The following is a 1355-nucleotide window of genomic DNA, read 5'->3' on the forward strand; positions in this document are numbered from 1 at the left end:
GGATGAGGTGGGTGGCTCCTGCTCCACCGGCATCGAGTGTGCCAAAGTGCAGTTATCAACGACTGCTAGGAAAGGAGCCACCCAATGACAGTAAAGACAGTCGGCCTCGATTTGGCCAAGGACGTTTTTCAAGTGCACGGCATTTCTGAGAACGGCCAGGTTATTTTTAACAAGCCGATCAAGCGCGCGAAGCTACTGGCCTTTTTTGAGACGCTTCCGCCCTGCGTCGTAGGCATGGAAGCCTGCGGTTCATCCCATCATTGGGGCCGTCAGCTGCGCACGCTCGGCCATGATGTGAAGCTCATGCCCGCTGGTTACGTCAAACCGTATGTGAAGCGAGGCAAGAACGACGCGGTTGATGCGGAAGCAATATGCGAGGCAGTTCGACGCCCGACCATGCGCTTCGTCGAGATCAAGACGGAGGACCAGCAAGCTATCCTCTCGATCCATCGCACGCGCGACTTGGCCGTCCGGCAGCGCACCCAGCTGGCCAATATGATACGCAGCCTGCTGCGCGAGTTCGGCCATATTCTGCCCATTGGGATCGAAGCGGTGACAGCTTTTGCGAAGCGTCACTTGGCTGGGGATCACCCGGACATGCCGGAGATCGCGACCGGCATGCTCGGCATTCAGTGCTATCAGTTCATCGGCTTGAACGAGCGCATCGACGGATACTCCAAGATGATCGAGCAACATGCCCTGTTGAACGCAGATGCGCGCAGGTTGATGCGCATGCCGGGGATCGGGCCGATCACGGCCTCAGCGATTGTCGCCACTATCGGCGATGCGCATCAGTTCCGAACAGGAAGAGATCTGGCCGCCTGGCTGGGCCTCACCCCGCTCAACAAGTCGAGCGGCGGCAAAGAGAAACTGGGCAAGATCACCAAGCAAGGGGATCGCTACATTCGAAAGCTGCTGGTTGTGGGTATGACATCGCGCGCGGTCATGGCAAAACGGTCGCCAGCGAAAGTCGATCTCTGGACAGCCAAGATCATTGCCGACAAACCGTTTCGGCTGGCAACAGTCGCGATGGCAAACAAGGCAGCGCGTTCCATCTGGGCAATGCTGACAAAGAAACAAGAATACCGGCAGCCAGCGTTCTGACCGCGCAGACTGCCCACGAGATGCAAGACGTTGAAGTGATGATGCGGAAGTAACTCAACCAAGAGCAAGGACACTCCGGGAATGTCTCCGGCCCTCTGAGGTCGATAAGCCGATTGGAACCTCGCTCGCGGAATTCATCAGGGCCAGTGGAGGCAATGCCAAAACACAAACAGGCCGGACAGACGACAGTACTGACGAAACGACCGCGAAAATCGCTAAAAAACTCTTGCAATGCAGGAGCCACCCACAGA

The 1355-nt window shown here is 57.2% G+C and carries 1 protein-coding gene; it reads left to right on the forward strand.

Annotation, left to right across the window (positions count from 1 at the left end):
- The first annotated feature begins 84 nt into the window (after positions 1–84).
- Positions 85–1104, forward strand: coding sequence for an IS110 family transposase (locus tag Q1A89_RS23430; protein WP_299734149.1), 1020 nt, complete (start codon positions 85–87; stop codon positions 1102–1104).
- Positions 1105–1355: the final 251 nt, after the last annotated feature.

The organism is uncultured Tateyamaria sp. (assembly GCF_947503045.1).
Lineage (GTDB): Bacteria > Pseudomonadota > Alphaproteobacteria > Rhodobacterales > Rhodobacteraceae > Tateyamaria.

Bases quoted from the DNA above. Each gene is read 5' to 3' on its own strand.
- Q1A89_RS23430 (WP_299734149.1), top strand. From the start codon at position 85: ATGACAGTAAAGACAGTCGGCCTCGATTTGGCCAAGGACGTTTTTCAA.